This window comes from Massilia sp. CT11-108 (assembly GCF_047302915.1).
Classification (GTDB): Bacteria; Pseudomonadota; Gammaproteobacteria; order Burkholderiales; family Burkholderiaceae_D; genus Telluria; species Telluria orientalis.
In genome coordinates this window covers 1-1654 of sequence record NZ_JBKYMO010000825.1, presented here as the reverse complement: position 1 = coordinate 1654, position 1654 = coordinate 1, and the positions used below count along the sequence as shown (strand labels likewise).

Annotated in this window: 2 protein-coding genes; both read right to left on the bottom strand. The window is 70.1% G+C overall.

Going from position 1 to position 1654, the window contains the following annotated elements:
* A partial coding sequence (locus tag ACEN88_RS31120; protein ID WP_413345952.1) for a PAS domain S-box protein occupies positions 1 to 1215 on the bottom strand: 1215 nt, incomplete at its 3' end.
* Between the two features lie 163 nt (positions 1216 to 1378).
* Positions 1379 to 1654, bottom strand: a 276-nt coding sequence (locus tag ACEN88_RS31115; protein ID WP_413345950.1) for a hypothetical protein, incomplete at its 5' end; no start/stop codon positions are given.

Sequence of the window (1654 nt, the reverse complement as noted above, 5' to 3'; positions counted from 1 at the left end):
GCCCGCGAGTGCGCACAGGGCCGGGTTGACGTCGAGGACGCGGCCGTCCGCGCTGGCCAGCACGTAGCCGGCCGGCGTCATCTCGATGACTTCGCGGAAGCGCCGTTCGCTGGCGCGCAGCTGGCGCTCCGCTTCCTCGCGCTCCGTCAGGTCGCGGATGATGGCCTGGAAGTATTCCTCGCCGCCGTCCTCGAAGCGCGAGATGTGCACCTCGGCCGGGAAGCTGGTGCCGTCCTTTCTCCGCTTGGCCATGCGCAGCAGGTGCGTCTGGCCGCCGCGCAGGCTGTCGAGCAGGCCCGGCGTGTAGGCGTGGTGGCCGTCGATGTCGCTCACGGACAGGCCGCTGAATTCGTCTTCCGTGTAGCCGAAGCGGGCGCACGCGCGGCCGTTGGCGGCGATGATGCGCAGGTCGGCGTCGGCGATCACGATGCTGTCGCCGGCCTGCTGGAACAGGTTGCGGAAGCGCTGCTCGCTCTTGCGGACGGCGTCCAGCGCGACGCGCTTGGCGGTGACGTCATGGAAGTAGACCGAGAGCCCGTCCGGCGTCGGGTAGCAGCGTACCTCGACCCACGTCGCCGACGGCTGCCAGTACGCTTCGAAGAAGCCGGATTCGCCGCTGGCCAGCGCGCGGCGGTAGTGCTCGACGATGGCCGAGCCCTCGAGCGCGGGCGCGACCTCGAGCAGGTGGCGCCCGACATTCGGTGCCACGTCCACGCCGATGAACGCACCGGCCTTGCGGTTGGCGTACGTGATGCGCCACTCGCGGTCGATGGCGAAGAACGCGTCGCCGATACTCTCCAGCATGGCGTGCATGCGCTCGCGCGAGCGTTTCAGTTCGTCGCGTGCCGCGCGGTGCGCGGTGACGTCGCGCGCGCTCGCGTACACGAGCCTGGCGTGCGCGGACCAGCGCGCGGACAGCGACAGATAGATCGTCGCGCCGTCCTTGCGGCGCCAGCGCAGTTCGCGCTCGTGGCACGGCCGGCCGGCCAGCAGGTCGGCCGCGAGCGTGTCCATGGCGGCCCGCTCGTCCGGATGCAGCAGCTCGCGCACGGGACGGCCCGCCAGCTCGACCGGGCTGTAGCCGAGGATGTCCCCGGCCGCCGCGTTGGCGCGCACGATGCGTCCGGACGCGTCCAGCACGACCATCAGTTCGAAGGCAAGATCGATATGCGCGATGTAGTCGGCGGCGGAGGCGGGCAGGGCCGGCGCGTTCATGATGTGTTTCCAGTCAGACCGGGGATGATGCGGAAGAAGCCGGCATAGGCGCACGGACGGAAGATTGTATCATTCCGCGTGGAAACTCTTTCCCCGAGTGACGCGTAAACACAACATCATGGCTTCGGGACAGGCCCGCCCGGTGGACGGGCCGGTGATGGTGTTAGAGGGACTCGTCCGTATCGAGATCGTCCGGCGTCAACCGGTTCCGGCCCGACCGGCTGCCCTGGCCACCGCTCTGCATGTTGCCGCCGCCGCGGCTGCCCCGTTGCGAATTGTCGCCGGGCCCGCTGCCGAGGTCGGACTGCGACTGGTTGCCCTGGTCGAGGTTGCCGCTCTGGAGGTTGCCCTGGTCACCGCGCTGCGCGTTGTCGCCCGGCCCGCTGGCCAGGTCGGAGTCCTGCTGGTTGCCCTGGCTGCGGCGCGACCGGCCCTGTGC